Raw genomic sequence first — 15,097 nt, 5'->3', positions numbered from 1 at the left:
TTGACGCTTTATTTTCACTCTAAAACAATACCTTCATTAATGCAAATTTCGCCGATAATAAAGGCATCTGAATTTTCTAAAACCTTACTTACATTAGAAGGATCTACAACCATTACTAAACCCACTCCCATGTTAAAGCTTCTATACATTTCGCTTTCTTCTACAGCCTGTCCTATAGTATAAAAAATTTCAGGAGTTTTAAGATGATGTTTGCGTATAGTTGCACCCATACCACGAGGTAAAACGCGTGGTAAATTTTCTACTAAACCACCCCCTGTAATATGAGCTAGAGCACTGATGTAAGGCTTTAGTGTAAGAAAATCACGCACATAAATCCTTGTAGGTTCTAATAAAATATCAATTAAATTTTTACCCTCTATCTTGTCATCAAATTTTAATTTTAAACTTTCAAAAAGTACTTTTCTAGCTAAAGAATAGCCATTTGAATGAAGTCCTGAACTAGGAAGTGCCAATAAAATATCACCATTTTTAACAAATTTACTTCTATCGATCTCATCTTCTTCAGCCATACCCACTGCAAAACCCGCAAGATCAAAATCATCTTTTGCATACATTCCAGGCATTTCAGCAGTTTCTCCGCCGATTAATGCACAATTTGCCATCTTACATCCCTTGGCAATGCCTGATACAACAGCCTTTACTACTTCTACTTCAAGCTTGGCTGTAGCATAATAATCTAGGAAAAACAAAGGCGTAGCAAAATTACAAATCAAATCATTCACACACATTGCTACTAAATCTTGCCCTATGGTATCATATTTTTTAGCATCAATTGCCAAGCGAAGCTTGGTACCAACCCCATCTGTTGCACCTAAAATCACAGGCTTTTTAAAACCACTTGGCATTCTAAAAGCACCAGCAAAAGAACCAATTCCACCTACAACATTATCATTAAAAGTTTCTTTAACCAAAGGTTTTATAGCCTCTACAAAGGCATTTCCATTATCTATACTTACACCTGCATCTTCATATGAAATTTTCATTTATTTTCCTTTAAGAACTAAAAAGGTATTTTAACGAAAAAAGTTTTAATAAGGCATAAGATGAAAAATGCTTTTTTTGTAACCGCTTCAATTGCTTGTGGTAAAAGCACCTTTATAGAAATAGCGAATTCTTTAGGCTTTAAAAGCATTAGTGCAGATAAAATCGCTCATAAAATTTTAGATGAAAATGCTTTAGAACTTGAAAAGATTTTTTCTCCCTTTAGCTTAAAAAATTTACTCACAAAAGAAAATAAAATCGATAGAAAAATCCTTGGAGAAATTGTTTTTAACAACAAAGAAGCTAAAAAAACCTTAGAAAATTTCACTCATCCTAAAATTCGAGCTAAAATTTTAGAACAAATGCAAATTCTAGATAAGGAAAATAAAGCTTTTTTTGTAGAAATTCCTCTTTTTTTTGAAAGCGGTGCTTATGAAAATTTAGGCAAAGTCATTGTAATTTACACACCTAAAGAATTAAGCCTTAAAAGAATCATGCAAAGAGATAAGCTCAGCTTAGAAGCTGCAAAAGCAAGACTTGATTCTCAAATAGATATTGAAGAAAAACTTAAAAAAGCAGATTTTATCATTAAAAATACTAATTCTTATGCCGATTTTAGGCAAGAATGTGTTAAAGTAATACAAGAAATTTCTAAAGGAAAAATGTGAAATTTTATAAATATTGTGCAAGTGGGAATGATTTTGTCATAACAAATGCTGATAGAAAAGAAGATAGAAGTGCTTTAGCTAAAGAACTTTGTAATCGTTATGAGGGTATAGGTGCGGATGGCTTTATCGTGATATTGCCTCATGAAAAATACGACTTTGAATGGGAATTTTATAATAACGATGGCTCAAGGGCTGCTATGTGTGGCAATGGCTCAAGGGCTGCGGCACATTTTGCACATCATATTAACAAAATAAATCCTAACATGAGTTTTTTAACCGGTGCAGGAGTAATAAAAGCAAAGGTAAATCAAGATAAAGTTGAAGTATCTTTAGGCAAAATAAAAAGCGTGCAAAATACTTTTGAAGAATTAGGAAAAACTTGGCAACTTTGCAACACTGGAGTTCCACATCTAGTACATTTTTGTCAAAATTTAGATGAATTTAATACAATGCTTTGTCAAAAAATGAGACAAAAATATAATGCCAATGTTAATTTTGTAAAAATTTTAGATGAAAATCATTTAAAAGTTCGCACCTATGAACGCGGAGTTGAAGATGAAACCTTAGCTTGCGGCACAGGAATGGGGGCTTGTTTTTATCTGGCATTTTTAAATAAAAAAGTACAAAATAAAGTTAAAATAACTCCTAAAAGTGGTGAAGAGGTGGGGTTTACATATAAAAATGAAGAATTGTTTTTTGAGGGAAAGGTAAAGTATTGTTTTGAAGCCAATTATAATTTTTCTTAGTCTTTTTCTAATCCCACTTTTTGCTGATGATCTAAAGAATGGATTTGGAGAGGAATATTACAAACTTGATATAGATCAAAAAAGACAAATTTTTTTTATAAAAATGAATGAAATGTTTGATCAAAGCTTTAAAAAAATTGAACAAGAAAGAGCCTTTATCGAAGCCTTTTTTAAAGATGCTTACAAAACAGGCTTTAGGACTTCAAACCAAATAAATCTTGAAAAACTTATCACGATAAAAAACAAATATCGCATTGAAAATCTTTATGATTTTGCAGAATATAAAAAACGTATTCAAAAAATTCCAAAATCCATGGGTATAGCCCAAGCTTTAGTTGAAAGTGCTACAGGTACCAGTCGCTTCGCAAGAGAAGCAAACAATCTTTTTGGAGAATGGACTTGGGGTGAGAAAGGTTTAATTCCTGATTTAAGACATCCAGATAAAAAACACAAAATTAAAATTTTTGATAGTCTGCAAGATAGTGTTGACTCTTATGTTTTAAATTTAAATCGTCATTTTGCTTATGAAAAGTTTCGCGATGCAAGAGCTAAATTTGAAAGCGAAGGCAAAGAGATAACAGGGCTAGAGGCTATTAAAACTTTAGATTCTTATTCTGAACGCAAGGGATATTATATCAATCTTATTACAAAAATCATCAAACGATACAACCTTGAAAAATACGATACAAACTCAAACAACACCTAAAATCCAAGTGAAAATTTATCAAAAGATATGACTTCAAATTTAACCCCTTGCTCAAAAAAACTATCCTCGCTTGAAAGAGTGATAAAAATCACATGAAAAATTCCAAGTTCTAAAGCCTTTGGTAAAATTTTCTTAGCACGTAATTTAATCAAATCAATATCTAAAGTTGGACTTGAAATATAAGCAATTTTAGATATTTGGCTATAAAAGTTAAAGTATTTGTTATAAAAAAATTCTTCTTTAAATTTAAACAACTCGCTTAAAACTAAATTTTCAAATAAATGTGAAAAATCCTTTGAAATACAAAGATTATTTCTTAGGCCAAAATCTTTAAAATAAATCTTTTGAAGTTTTTTTTCATCATGTTTTAAAGTATAGATCACATAAGTATTTTCTAATTTTTTTATAGCCTGATAAACACTATCTTTTGAAGTTTTTAATCTTTTTTTGAGTTCTATAAATATCTTAGAAATACTGATTTGCTGACCCAAATTTAAAGCTAAATACTTTAAAATTTCTAATTCTAAAAGAGTGAAGCTTTGTCTTAGAAGTATGTTTTTTTCTCCAAATTTACTGCGTCCACTTTGTAAAAAAAGACCTACTAAATTATTTATAGGTAAATTTTTCTTACTTACACTAATAAATTCTTCAAAATCAAAATAATCAAGTTCAAGCTCTTCAAACCCATTTATATTTAAATCTTTTATATTTGTACTTAAGATGATGGGAATTTTAATTTTTTCTAAATTAGGGATAAAATCCAAATTATAAAGGCAAAGAATTTTAATTTGTAAATTTTCATTCAGAAAATCAGCAAGTCTTTCTAAACTTTGTTTTTCAAAGCGTGTATCATATAAATCTAAAAACAAAATTTCACTTGCTTTAAATTGAGATAAAAAATTAAAAATAAGTGTTTTTTTACCACAAAATCGTGGGCCTTTTATGATAATATTTGGTTTTGAAATTTGATTTTTTCTTTCATAACTTACTTCAAATTTAGGGTGATTTTCATAAAAAAAATTAAGTACTTTCAATTTTATCCTTTAAAAAAGGATATTATAACCTAGTTTGTATAATTGGGGCATAAAGCCCCTTAAATTACATTTTGCAAGTACCCTGTAAAGTAGCACCTATCATCCAAAGACTTTTTTCATATTTTGCGATATTTTCTTGCGCAAAAGCAGCTGTTGTGGTATCACTTTCTTTTTCTGCTGCTTCATTGAGTTTTTTAAATTCTGCTAAAAGATATTCATAATCTTGTTTGATCAGTTCTATGACTTCAAGCGGAGTAAAGCAATCTTTTGCAACTTTTGGACTTTTTGCATTTTCCATTAAAACTTTTTGGCAAGTGATAGCTTTTTCGCCAAGTTGTAAAACTCTTTCAGCACAACTATCAAAAAGTTCTGCCATTTCTTCATAAGCTTTTTCTGTGTACTCGTGTATAGAAAAAAATTGCAAACCTTTTACATTCCAGTGATAATTATGAAATTTAACCCATAGATGATGAGCATCTGCTTGCATTTGTAATAATTGTTTTGTAACTGACATGATTGACTCCTTTTTTTTAATTTTTAAAATTATAACATAAAATTCTTAAATAATAATTATTATTAATTAAAAATTTTTATGATAATTCTAACTTAAAATCATTATACTCTTTTTTAATGAATTTTGATTAAGAATTTAATATATTTTTTAAGATCAATTTTCCAACTTCCACACCAGGTTGATCATAAGTGTTAATCCCTAGCATAACACCGCAAGTTGAAGTAAAAAGTTCATAATAATACATCAAATATCCCGCATGCCAAGCGTCAAGTTTTTCAAGTTCTATCACATCAACACTCAAATTTTCAGCGATTAAAGCGTGCATAGTTGCATCACATTGAGCGTTTAAAAGTTCGTGAAGATTGACTTTATTACTTAAAGAATCTAAAAATTTAAAATGAATATCAGGGATAATAGGTGCTTTTTGAGCGTCTTTGATTTTTAAAAAAGTTACAGTTTTATTTTTAGGTCCATCCATGATGAGTTGTAAAAAACTATGCTGATCTCTTGCTCCAATGAGTGCAATAGGAGTTAAACCTATGCGTTTATAGCCTTGCTTTTTACCTAAACTTTCAGCAATAAGCTGGATATACCATTCATTAAAGCCTTTAAAAGCATCACTATATGAAAAAAGTACATTGATATTGGCATTTTTGTGTGTACAATAATGATAGGCTTTTTGTAAAATTTCATCTTTTTTGTGAGTAAAAAAATCTTCAAAACAAGCTTTAGCTCCTTCTAAAAGAGCTTTGGCATTATAGCCACAAAAACAAAGCGGAACTATACCTACAGCTGAAAGTATGCTAAAACGACCTCCTACATTTGCAGGGATAAAAAAGCATTTAATACCTAAATTTTCACCTTCTTGATGAAGTTTTGAATCCTTATCGGTAATAAAAACAAAGTATTTTTTTAATTCTTGCATATCAAGTTTAAAATGTTCAATAAGAAGTTTAAAAAGCGATACAACTTCTATAGTGCTACCTGTTTTACTGATGATTAAAAACAAACTTTCTTCAAGCTTGATTTTTTCTAAAGTCTTATTAAAAGAATGTGAACTTGTGTTATCGAGTATAAAAAGTTCTCTTTGATTACTTTTTTCATTAAAAAGCATATCACGCAAGGCTTTTACACCGCAACTTGAACCACCCATTCCCACTAAAACAATATTTTTTATGTGTTCTTTGTCTTTGATAAAAGCCAAACTCTCATCAATCAGGCTTAAGCTCGTGTCAATAAGATGATAATACCCTATATCTCCACTTTTTACCTCATCATTAATACGATTTGCATAAGAGCTTATAGTGTGAATTTCACTTTGTTTAAAAAAAAGTGTATTGTTTAACATTTACTTTTCTCGTAAAAATAATTTGTAGCCTCTACAAAGCCTTCTACACTTCCACAATCAAAGCGTTTTCCTTGAAATTTATAAGCTAAAACCATACCATTGGTTGCTTGAGTTAAAAGCGCGTCGGTAAGTTGAATTTCGCCATTTTTTCCTGCTTTAGTATTTTCTAAAATTCCAAAAATATCAGGAGTTAAAATATATCTTCCTATGATAGCAAGATTACTTGGAGCTTCATCAGGACTTGGTTTTTCTATCATAGAATTAACCATGATAAGATTTTCTTCTACAAAATTTCCAGAAATTACTCCATAGTTTGAAACTTGTTCTTTTGGTACTTCCATCACAGCTATGATGGTGCAGCGATATTTTTCATAAATTTTTACCATTTGAGCCATAACATTTAAGCCTTCTTCATTGACACACAAATCATCAGCCAAAATTACGCCAAAAGCTTCATCGCCAACCAAAGGTTTACCTTTTAAAACCGCATCACCTAAGCCTTTCATTTGATTTTGTCTTGTAAAAGTAAAGGTGCAACGATTGATCAAAGAGCGAATTTCATCAAGTAAGTATTCTTTTTTTGTACCTGAAATTTGATGCTCAAGTTCATAAGAAATATCAAAATAATCCTCCAAAGCTCTTTTTCCACGCCCTGTGACAAAGCCCATATTTTCCATTCCTGCTTCCAAAGCTTCATCAACCCCATAATGAATCAAAGGCTTAGTTAAGATAGGCAACATCTCTTTAGGTAAAGTTTTTGTTGCAGGTAAAAATCTTGTCCCATAACCTGCCGCAGGGAAAATACAAGTTTGAAGCATAAAAATTTCCTTTTATTTTTTTATCATTATAGCTTATTTTTATGAATTTTCATGCAACAAGGCAAAGTTCTTTTTGCCTTGTTATTCAAACTCTGCCTTAGCTAATTTAACAATGATTTCTACTACTCCAGAATCTTCGAGTGTTGAAATATCCTGTTTGATTTCTTCACCTCTTGCTATAGTTCTTAAAATTCTTCTCATTATTTTACCACTTCTAGTTTTTGGCAAACCTGGAGTATAAAGAATTTTTTCTATTTTAGCTATAGGTCCTATTTCTACTCTTAAAATGTCATTAAGTTCTTTTAAAGTTTCTATAGCTCCGCCAAGATCACAACTGGATGCAGGACTTAAAACCACAAAAGCAAACAATGACTCACCCTTAATCGCATCCAAAATACTCACTACAGCTGATTCTGCTACACTTGGATGTTTAGCAATAGCGCTTTCAATTTCAGCCGTTCCTATACGATGTCCTGCAACATTAACCACATCATCTGTTCTTCCTGTGATAGTTATATAACCATTTTTATCATAAAAAGCACCATCGCCACTAAAATATACAGCTTTTCCATCTTTTTTAGCTTGAGAAAAATAACTTTCTATATAGCGTTCATCATTACACCAAATTCCACGAATCATCGAAGGCCAAGGTTTGGTTATACAAAGCAATCCATCTTCACCTTCATCTTTTTTATTGCCTTCTTCATCAATAACTTCTGCAAAAATTCCTGGCAAAGGCAAGGTAGCACAACCTGGTTTTAAAGGAGTAGCGCCTGGTAAAGGCGTGATCATATGCCCACCTGTTTCTGTTTGCCACCAAGTATCGACTATAGGACTTTTAGTTCCCCCTATTTCATCATAAAACCACTTCCAAGCACTAGGATTGATAGGCTCTCCAACCGTTCCAAGCACTTCAAGCGTACTTAAATCATATTTTCTTGGCTCATCAGGTGCATCAGCATGAAGCATTCTTATGGCAGTTGGCGAAGTGTAGAATTTGCTTATTTGATACTCTTCTATCATTCTCCACCAACGCCCAGAATTTGGATAAGTAGGAGTTCCTTCATGCATTATAGTCGTTGCTCCACATGCTAAAGGCCCATAAACTACATAAGTATGTCCTGTAATCCAACCCACATCAGCACTACACCAATAATTATCATAATCTTTAATATCAAAAACCCATTCCATAGTCATTTGTGCCCAAAGTATATATCCTGCACTTGCATGCATAACTCCTTTTGGCTTGCCCGTTGATCCTGAAGTGTAAAGTAAAAACAACAAATCCTCGCTATCCATAATTTCGGGTTCACACTTATAAGATTCATTTTTCACAAGTTCGTTATAAACATAGTCCCTTCCTTTAATATATTCTATAGGCTCATTATTGCGTATAACTATAAGTACTTTTTCTACACTTTCACACCCTTCACTTAAAGCCTTATCTACTGCAGGTTTTAACATATAAGGTTTGCCACGACGAAAAGCACCATCAGCCGTTACTACAAGTTTAGCTCCTGCATCTATAATTCTATCTCTTAAGGCTTCAGGAGAAAACCCACCAAATACCACACTATGAATAGCCCCAATCCTTGCACAAGCTAACATTACTATAGCTGTTTCTGGAATCATAGGCATATAAATTACAACCCTATCGCCTTTTTTTACTCCGAATTTTTAAGCAAATTGGCCGCCTTGCAAGTTTCATGCAATAATCTTCTATAAGTATAAACTTCATAATCCCCCATTTCACCTTCAAAAATCAAAGCAGCTTTATTGCGTCTTGTTTTCATATGACGATCAAGACATTGATAACTTACATTTAAAGTTCCACCTTCAAACCATTTATAAAATGGAGCTTTATCCTCATTTAACACTCTTGAAAAAGGCGAAAACCACTCGATCTTCTCAAGTGCTTGTCTTTTCCAAAAACCTTCAAAATCTTCCTTGGCTTCATCGCATAAATCATAGTATTCACATAAATTTTTTATACGAGCATTACGAGAAAATTCTTTACTTGGCTTAAAAAGCTCTTGATTATTTTGATTAAGCATAAAAACTCCTTTATGGTTATTTTTAAACATTATATAAGAGTTTATTTGTATTAAATACAAATTTAAAAAATAATTAAGATAAATTTTATAAAAAATGGGAATATTTGTAATATTTTATTTAAAATTTATAATGTATGTTAATTTAAGAAACATATTGCATCTTCATAAAAATAAAGACTGAGTTCTTCGTATAATTTTAAATCGAATTTTAAAAATTCTTGTTTTTCTAAGGCAAATTCTAAAATTTTATCCATACAACTTACCCTTATAAAAACATCACTTTTCCTGCTTCTAAGTGCTATAATATAACATTTTTCTAAAATAAACTCATAATTATTTTTTGGGATATTTTTAGAATTAAAAAAAGAAATTTTATAAGGATCAATCGCAATTTTACTTGGAGGTTTTTTAAAATCTTTATATTTTTTACAATTACTAAAATCTATAAAATTACAAAATTTCACACCTTGATTTTCTAGTTCAAAAACATTAGTATTTTCAAATTCTAAAATTTCTCCACTGTGTAAATAAAGTTTTTTTTGAGCCAAAGAATCTAAAAAATGTTTATCATGGCTTGCGATTAAAAAACCTGTATTGAAATTTTCATGCATTTTAAGAATAGCTTTTTTAAATAAAAGCGTAGTATTTTTATCCAAAAAAGCACTCGGTTCATCAAGTAAATAATACTTCGCTCTTACGCTTAAAGCTATGGCAAAAGCTATTTTTTGACTTTGTCCTGATGAAAGTTCATTAGGATATTTACTTAAAAGACTTTCATCTAAATTTAAACGCATTAAACTTTCTTTTATGCGCTCTTCAATGTCTTCTTTAATCCCATAAGTTTTTAAAGTAAATAAAAAATTTGCCCTTACGCTACGATTTAACAAAATAGGCTCTGGAAAAAGCAAATAAATTTCACGCTTTTGTTTATTATTAAGTTTAAAATTTCCAAAATAAGAAATATTTTTTGAAAAATCTCCTTCTAAAAATTTTAATATTCTTAAAAATGTAGATTTTCCACTTCCATTCGCTCCCATTAAGATGCTAATTTTACTCGTATCAAGTTTTAAATTTTTGATTTTTAAAACTTCTTTGTTTTGATAGTTGAAAAAAAGATTAGAAATTTCTATCATTTTATGTTCTTTTGAGTTTGTGTGTGATGAAATTTAAACAAAAGGCAATGAGAATTAAAACCAAAGCCAAAGCTATACCGCTAGCAAATTCGCCTTTGTTGGTTTCAAGTGAAATAGCTGTGGTTATGGTTCTAGTGTCGTATTTGATATTTCCACCTACTATCATCGCTACTCCTACTTCTGCTACAATGCGTCCATAAACTAGTGCAACGACGCTAATTAAGGCAAAGCGTAATTCATAAATCATCATTAAAACAAGTTTTAAAGGACTTAGGTGAAAAGATTTTATAAGTAAAAAATGTTTTTTATTCATATTTTCTATCAAATTTGAAAAAAGTGCGATCACTATAGGAAGCGCTAAGATAAACTGCCCTAAAATTAAAGCCTTTATAGTAAAAAGTAGTCCAAATTCTCCCAAAGGTCCTCGACTTGAAATCAGTGCATAAAGTATAAGTCCTACTGCAACTGTTGGAAAAGAAAGGCTAGTATCTATGATAAGTTTTATAAAGCGTTTGAATTTAAAATCAAAAAAGCCTAAGATAAATCCCAAAGGAAAACCTATAAGCAAAGCCAAAACTATAGAAATACTTGAGCTTAAAAGTGTAGTTTTTATAGCTGAAATTACGCTTTCATCGGCATTGAAAAGTAAAAATAAAGCTTGTTTAAAACCATCAAAAATATAATCCAAAAATATCCTTTTTAAAATAAGTAATTTTAGCATAATTATGCTAAAATATTTTTTTATGTAAATTTATAAGGAGAAAAAATGAAAAAAATCATTTCTTTAGCCCTCGCTTTAGCTTTAAGTGCAAGTGCAGCAGAACTTAAAATGGCAACCACAACAAGTACTGATAATACAGGACTTTTAGATGCCCTAAAGCCTCTTTATGAAAAAGAAAGTGGCAATACCTTAAAATGGGTTGCGGTAGGAACAGGTGCGGCTTTAAAAATGGGTGAAGATTGCAATGCTGATGTGCTTTTTGTGCATTCTCCAAAGGCTGAAAAAGAATTTATGAAAAAAGGCTTTGGCGTAGATAGAACGCCTGTGATGTATAATGATTTTATCATCATCGCAGATAAATCTTTAGCTTCTAAATTTAAAGGTAAAAATTTAAAAGAAAGCTTAGAACTTATCAAAAATGAAAAGCTTACTTTCATCTCAAGAGGCGATAAATCAGGCACTGATAATAAAGAAAAAAGCCTTTGGAAAGATCTTGGTGGTGTGCCTGAAAAACAAAGCTGGTATCAACAAAGCGGACAAGGTATGCTAGCAAGCATTAAAATCGCTGAAGAAAAAAAAGGTGTGATTTTAACTGATCGTGGTACCTATATCAAATATGAAGCCAATGAAAAAGGAAATCCAAATTTAGTCATTGTAAATGAAGGCGATGATAGTCTTAAAAATTTTTATTCTGTTATAGCAACAAATCCTAAGCATTGTAAAAATGTAAATTATACAGAAGCTAGCAAATTTATCAAATGGGTAACAAGTGATAAGACTTTAAATTTCATTGCTGATTTTAAACTTCTTGATAAACCTTTATTTGTAATTGATGCAAAAACGAGAAAAGACTAAAAATTAAGCAGGTTTTAACCTGCTTAAAATATCATTTTTACTTATTGTAACTTTTTTATTTATTTTTCAAAACTTTTAGCTTATTTAAAATTCTTCTTTAGATATAATAAAATCAATAATTAAATATACAAGGTCAAATAATGTTCAAAGTGGATTTAAATAGTGATTTAGGGGAAAGTTTTGGCGCCTATAAAATGGGAATGGATGAAGAAATTTTAAAATTTGTAAGCTCAGTAAATGTCGCTTGTGGCTTTCATGCGGGTGATCCTTGTGTGATGGATAAAACCTTAAATTTAGCCAAGCAAAATGGTGTTTGTATAGGAGCACACCCATCTTATCCTGATCTTTTGGGTTTTGGAAGACGCAATATGCAAATAAGCTTTGAAGAGGCTAAAAACTATGCCTTGTATCAACTAGGAGCTTTATTTGGCTTTGCTAAGGCAAAAGGTATGAAAATACAGCATTTTAAAGCCCATGGTGCACTTTATAATATGGCTGCTCTTGATAAAAATTTAGCCTTAGCACTTTGTGAGGCAGTAGCGAGTTTTGATGAAAATATTATTTTTCTAGGGCTTAGTAATTCTGCTATGAATGAAGCAGCTAAGAAAAAAGGCTTAAAATATGCTAATGAAGTTTTTGCGGATCGTGCTTATAATGATGATGGCACTTTAGTTTCAAGAAAATTAGAAGGGGCGTTAATACACGATGAAAATTTAGCCATCAAACGCGTGATAAAAATGATAAAAGAAAGCAAAGTTACAAGCATAAATGGCAAAGAAATTGATTTAAAAGCGGATAGCATTTGTGTTCATGGGGATAATGCAAAAGCTTTAGAATTTGTTAAAAAAATCAAAGAAAATTTAGAAAAAGAGCAAATTCAAATTTGTGCTTTGGAAAATTTTATATAGGTTTTAGCAATGTTTAGTGTGCATTTTAGCGGAAGCAAAGCTTTGCTTTTACGTTTTGAGCAAGAAATTTCACCTCAAATCAATGCTTATGTTTTAAGTACAGAACAAAGGATACAAAAAGCCCTAAAAGAAGGTGAAATTTATGGGATTGATGAGTTAGTAAGTGCTTATGCAAGTTTGCTTATATATTTTAATCCTTGTATGCTTTCTTTAAATTCTTTGCTTGATTTTTTAGAAAAAATTAAAAAGGATATTAAACTTACGGAGCAAAACTCAAGTCTTTGTATAGAAGTTCCACTTTGTTATGATGAAGAATTTGGACTGGATTTAGAATTTGTGTGCAAACACAATCAAATTTCAAAAGAAGAGCTTATATCTCTTCACACTAAGCCTTATTATCTTGTTTTTATGCTAGGTTTTATGGCAGGTTTTCCTTATCTTGGAGGTTTGGACGAAAGACTTTTTACCCCACGCCTTTCAAGCCCTAGAGCAAAAATAGAAGCTGGAAGTGTAGGCATAGCTGATAAGCAAACAGGAGTTTATCCTATATCAAGCCCAGGGGGTTGGCAAATCATTGCTAGAACACCTTTGGAATTTTTTGATAAAGAAGATGAAAAAAATCCCACTCTTTTAAAAGCGGGTATGTTTTTAAAATTTAAAGCCATTTCCAAAGATCAATTTTTCGATATCCAAGAGCAAGTTGCTAAAAAAGTCTATCAAAAGGAAATTTATGAGTATAAAAATCATTGAAGCGTCTATAAATTCAAGTTTGCAAGACTTTGGTAGAAAAAAATTTGCTAAATTTGGCATAGCAAGAAGTGGAGCTATGGATGAAGATGCTTTAAGAATGGCAAATATCTTACTTGGAAACAAACAAGATGAAGCAGGGGTTGAGCTTTGTTTAAAGGGTGGAAAATACGAATTTTTAGATGAGAATTATTTTGTTTTAAGCGGGGCTGAATTTGAGGCAAAGTTTAATAATGAAAAAATCAAAACTTATAAAGTATATAAAGCAAATAAAGGCGATATTTTAGAACTTGGTTTAGCAAAAATAGGTTTTCGTGGGTATTTATGCGTAGCAGGTGGCTTTGAAGTAAAAAGCTTTTTAAACTCTAAATCCAGCGATGCTAAAATGGGAGTTGGAATTTTTGAAGGAAGAGCTTTGCAAAAAGATGATATTTTAAATACTCATGATACTTTTATACCTTTTAATTTAGAAGCTAGAGAATGTGAAAATCCTCTTTTTAAAAGTCCTAAAGAGCCTATTATACGCGTTATTTTAGGAACAAATGAAGATGCTTTTACCCAAAAAGGCATAGAAATTTTTTTAAATACTACTTATAAAGTAGGTTCAAAAAGCGATAGAATGGCAATTTATGCAGAATCTAGTGAAAGTATAGAGCATAAAAACTCAGCAGATATCATCTCAGATCCTGCAGTTTTTGGAAGCATACAAGTGCCAAAAAGTGGTATTCCTATCATTTTAATGGCAGGAAGACAAAGCACAGGAGGTTATACAAAAATAGCCACAGTTATAGAAAATGATCTAAGCTTACTCGCACAAGCTAAGTTAGGTTCTAACTTTAAATTTCAAAGCATTAGTATGCAAGAAGCTTTAGAGCTTTATAAACAAAGAGAAATAAAATTTAAAGCCATGGATCAAAAAATCAATCTTGATTTTGAAAATTTGATCTAAGCTTTTTTGCCATAAATATTGATAAAATATATAGTACCTATAGCCAAGGCACAACCTAACAAGGTAAGTGCATTTGGCACCTCATCTAGTATAAAATAACTACAAATTAAAGCACTAGCAGGAGTGATTAAAACAAAAGAATTTGCCTTAACGCTCCCTAAAATGTGAATCCCATAATAATAAATACTAGTACCTATAATAGTTGATAAAAAAGCAACAACAAACATACTAATCCAAAATTTAAATTCAAAATGAAAAATTTCATAACTTTTTACATCAAACAATACCCAAGAAAACATTAAAACAGAAGTGAGATTAATATAAAAGTTAATCGCCAAAGGGTGAGCTCCTTTGGCTTTATGATTAAACACTGCTATCAAAGCCCAAATAAAAGAACAAGTTAAAAATAAAATATTAAATTTACCAAATAAATCTTCTAAACTCCCTAAATTTAACAAACAAAATCCAGATAATAAACCTAAAAATAAGCCTAGAATTTCACTCTTTGTGATCTTGTGAGTTGATTTTTTATCTTTTTGAAATAATATCGCTATCATAAATATCAAATAAGAAAAAATAGGAATCATAGTTGTAACCAAAACACCGCCTTTTCCAGTTAAACCATGTTTAATGGCAATAAAAAATACAAAAGTATAAAGCCCATTTAAAATTCCTGCTATCAGCACCCATTTTAAAATGGATTTTTCAAGGCTTAAAGGAATTCTTAAAAAGCCTAATACCATCAAAGAACCTAGCAAAACAAAGAAAAAACGCCAAAAAGTAATCACAGAAGTATCAGCATAAGCTGATAAAATCTTAGAAGTAGGCCAAGATGAGCCCCATAAAAACATAGCTAAAACAAGCAAGATATACAAATACTTTGTTCGAGTCAAT

The 15,097-nt window shown here is 30.7% G+C and carries 15 protein-coding genes and 1 pseudogene; 7 read left to right on the top strand and 9 right to left on the bottom strand.

The genetic code is table 11. The features are described 5' to 3' along the window. Positions 1 to 14: 14 nt before the first annotated feature. Complete coding sequence (gene purM, locus ELQ04_RS06005; protein ID WP_002936788.1) at positions 15 to 1,004, bottom strand: phosphoribosylformylglycinamidine cyclo-ligase; 990 nt, start codon at positions 1,002 to 1,004, stop codon at positions 15 to 17. Positions 1,005 to 1,064: 60 nt separating this feature from the next. Between purM and coaE the strand changes: the two genes are divergently transcribed. From coaE to ELQ04_RS05990, 3 genes are read left to right on the top strand one after another with little or no spacing between them, the layout of a single operon-like run. Beyond that, a complete protein-coding gene (gene coaE, locus ELQ04_RS06000) occupies positions 1,065 to 1,670 on the top strand; it encodes a dephospho-CoA kinase (RefSeq protein WP_002936789.1) in 606 nt (201 codons plus the stop codon). Beyond that, complete coding sequence (gene dapF / locus ELQ04_RS05995) at positions 1,667 to 2,416, top strand: diaminopimelate epimerase (protein ID WP_002936798.1); 750 nt, start codon at positions 1,667 to 1,669, stop codon at positions 2,414 to 2,416. The genes coaE and dapF overlap by 4 nt, the downstream gene beginning before the upstream one ends. Beyond that, positions 2,391 to 3,122, top strand: a complete 732-nt coding sequence (locus tag ELQ04_RS05990) for a glucosaminidase domain-containing protein (protein WP_002872140.1) — start codon at positions 2,391 to 2,393, stop codon at positions 3,120 to 3,122. Before dapF ends, ELQ04_RS05990 begins: the two co-directional genes overlap by 26 nt. On the opposite strand, the gene ELQ04_RS05985 is transcribed toward ELQ04_RS05990, so the two are convergent. The 7 genes and pseudogenes from ELQ04_RS05985 to tupB all read right to left on the bottom strand — a co-directional run bounded on the left by ELQ04_RS05985 (position 3,119) and on the right by tupB (position 10,711). Further along, on the bottom strand, positions 3,119 to 4,156 hold the full coding sequence (locus ELQ04_RS05985; RefSeq protein ID WP_002892926.1) for an ATP-binding protein: 1,038 nt from the start codon (positions 4,154 to 4,156) through the stop codon (positions 3,119 to 3,121). The two genes, ELQ04_RS05990 and ELQ04_RS05985, sit on opposite strands and share 4 nt — an antisense overlap. A gap of 64 nt (positions 4,157 to 4,220) precedes the next feature. Continuing rightward, positions 4,221 to 4,670, bottom strand: a complete 450-nt coding sequence (locus tag ELQ04_RS05980; RefSeq protein WP_002936802.1) for a Dps family protein — start codon at positions 4,668 to 4,670, stop codon at positions 4,221 to 4,223. Between the two features lie 127 nt (positions 4,671 to 4,797). After that, entirely contained in the window at positions 4,798 to 6,018 is a 1,221-nt protein-coding gene (locus tag ELQ04_RS05975) for a glucose-6-phosphate isomerase (protein ID WP_002867077.1), read from the bottom strand. Next, positions 6,012 to 6,836: a UTP--glucose-1-phosphate uridylyltransferase GalU gene (gene galU, locus ELQ04_RS05970; protein WP_002871129.1), complete on the bottom strand. Its 825-nt coding sequence runs from the start codon at positions 6,834 to 6,836 to the stop codon at positions 6,012 to 6,014. Before galU ends, ELQ04_RS05975 begins: the two co-directional genes overlap by 7 nt. Positions 6,837 to 6,917: 81 nt before the next feature. Beyond that, positions 6,918 to 8,890 (bottom strand): annotated as a pseudogene (gene acs / locus ELQ04_RS05965) (acetate--CoA ligase). Between the two features lie 137 nt (positions 8,891 to 9,027). Further along, positions 9,028 to 10,023 (bottom strand): tungstate ABC transporter ATP-binding protein TupC, encoded by a 996-nt coding sequence (gene tupC, locus ELQ04_RS05960; protein WP_002936805.1) that lies wholly within the window; start codon positions 10,021 to 10,023, stop codon positions 9,028 to 9,030. 1 nt (position 10,024) lies between these two features. Beyond that, positions 10,025 to 10,711 carry a tungstate ABC transporter permease TupB gene (gene tupB, locus ELQ04_RS05955; protein WP_002936806.1) on the bottom strand — a complete coding sequence of 229 codons (687 nt, stop codon included), beginning with the start codon at positions 10,709 to 10,711 and terminating at the stop codon, positions 10,025 to 10,027. 78 nt (positions 10,712 to 10,789) lie between these two features. Between tupB and tupA the strand changes: the two genes are divergently transcribed. From tupA to ELQ04_RS05935, 4 genes are all read left to right on the top strand, one after another. Next, positions 10,790 to 11,599: a tungstate ABC transporter substrate-binding protein TupA gene (gene tupA / locus ELQ04_RS05950; protein WP_002936808.1), complete on the top strand. Its 810-nt coding sequence runs from the start codon at positions 10,790 to 10,792 to the stop codon at positions 11,597 to 11,599. A 140-nt stretch (positions 11,600 to 11,739) separates the two neighbouring features. Further along, positions 11,740 to 12,507 (top strand): LamB/YcsF family protein, encoded by a 768-nt coding sequence (locus ELQ04_RS05945; RefSeq protein WP_002936810.1) that lies wholly within the window; start codon positions 11,740 to 11,742, stop codon positions 12,505 to 12,507. Positions 12,508 to 12,516: 9 nt separating this feature from the next. After that, on the top strand, positions 12,517 to 13,257 hold the full coding sequence (gene pxpB, locus ELQ04_RS05940; RefSeq protein WP_002936812.1) for a 5-oxoprolinase subunit PxpB: 741 nt from the start codon (positions 12,517 to 12,519) through the stop codon (positions 13,255 to 13,257). Next, positions 13,238 to 14,203, top strand: coding sequence for a biotin-dependent carboxyltransferase family protein (locus tag ELQ04_RS05935; RefSeq protein ID WP_002936814.1), 966 nt, complete (start codon positions 13,238 to 13,240; stop codon positions 14,201 to 14,203). The genes pxpB and ELQ04_RS05935 overlap by 20 nt, the downstream gene beginning before the upstream one ends. On the opposite strand, the gene ELQ04_RS05930 is transcribed toward ELQ04_RS05935, so the two are convergent. Continuing rightward, positions 14,200 to 15,096, bottom strand: a complete 897-nt coding sequence (locus ELQ04_RS05930; protein ID WP_044778268.1) for a DMT family transporter — start codon at positions 15,094 to 15,096, stop codon at positions 14,200 to 14,202. The genes ELQ04_RS05935 and ELQ04_RS05930 overlap by 4 nt on opposite strands. Position 15,097 lies beyond the last annotated feature (1 nt).

It is taken from the genome of Campylobacter sp. CH278, from assembly GCF_004378845.1.
GTDB classification, from domain to species: Bacteria; Campylobacterota; Campylobacteria; order Campylobacterales; family Campylobacteraceae; genus Campylobacter_D; species Campylobacter_D jejuni.
This window is presented reverse-complemented; position numbering and strand designations above follow the sequence as displayed.

What these genes read in the sequence shown, in the direction of transcription:
- purM (WP_002936788.1), bottom strand. Translation starts at nt 1,004, where the DNA reads ATGAAAATTTCATATGAAGATGCAGGTGTAAGTATAGATAATGGAAAT.
- coaE (WP_002936789.1), top strand. Translation starts at nt 1,065, where the DNA reads ATGAAAAATGCTTTTTTTGTAACCGCTTCAATTGCTTGTGGTAAAAGC.
- ELQ04_RS05980 (WP_002936802.1), bottom strand. Translation starts at nt 4,670, where the DNA reads ATGTCAGTTACAAAACAATTATTACAAATGCAAGCAGATGCTCATCAT.
- ELQ04_RS05975 (WP_002867077.1), bottom strand. Translation starts at nt 6,018, where the DNA reads ATGTTAAACAATACACTTTTTTTTAAACAAAGTGAAATTCACACTATA.
- galU (WP_002871129.1), bottom strand. Translation starts at nt 6,836, where the DNA reads ATGCTTCAAACTTGTATTTTCCCTGCGGCAGGTTATGGGACAAGATTT.
- tupC (WP_002936805.1), bottom strand. Translation starts at nt 10,023, where the DNA reads ATGATAGAAATTTCTAATCTTTTTTTCAACTATCAAAACAAAGAAGTT.
- tupA (WP_002936808.1), top strand. Translation starts at nt 10,790, where the DNA reads ATGAAAAAAATCATTTCTTTAGCCCTCGCTTTAGCTTTAAGTGCAAGT.
- ELQ04_RS05945 (WP_002936810.1), top strand. Translation starts at nt 11,740, where the DNA reads ATGTTCAAAGTGGATTTAAATAGTGATTTAGGGGAAAGTTTTGGCGCC.
- pxpB (WP_002936812.1), top strand. Translation starts at nt 12,517, where the DNA reads ATGTTTAGTGTGCATTTTAGCGGAAGCAAAGCTTTGCTTTTACGTTTT.
- ELQ04_RS05935 (WP_002936814.1), top strand. Translation starts at nt 13,238, where the DNA reads ATGAGTATAAAAATCATTGAAGCGTCTATAAATTCAAGTTTGCAAGAC.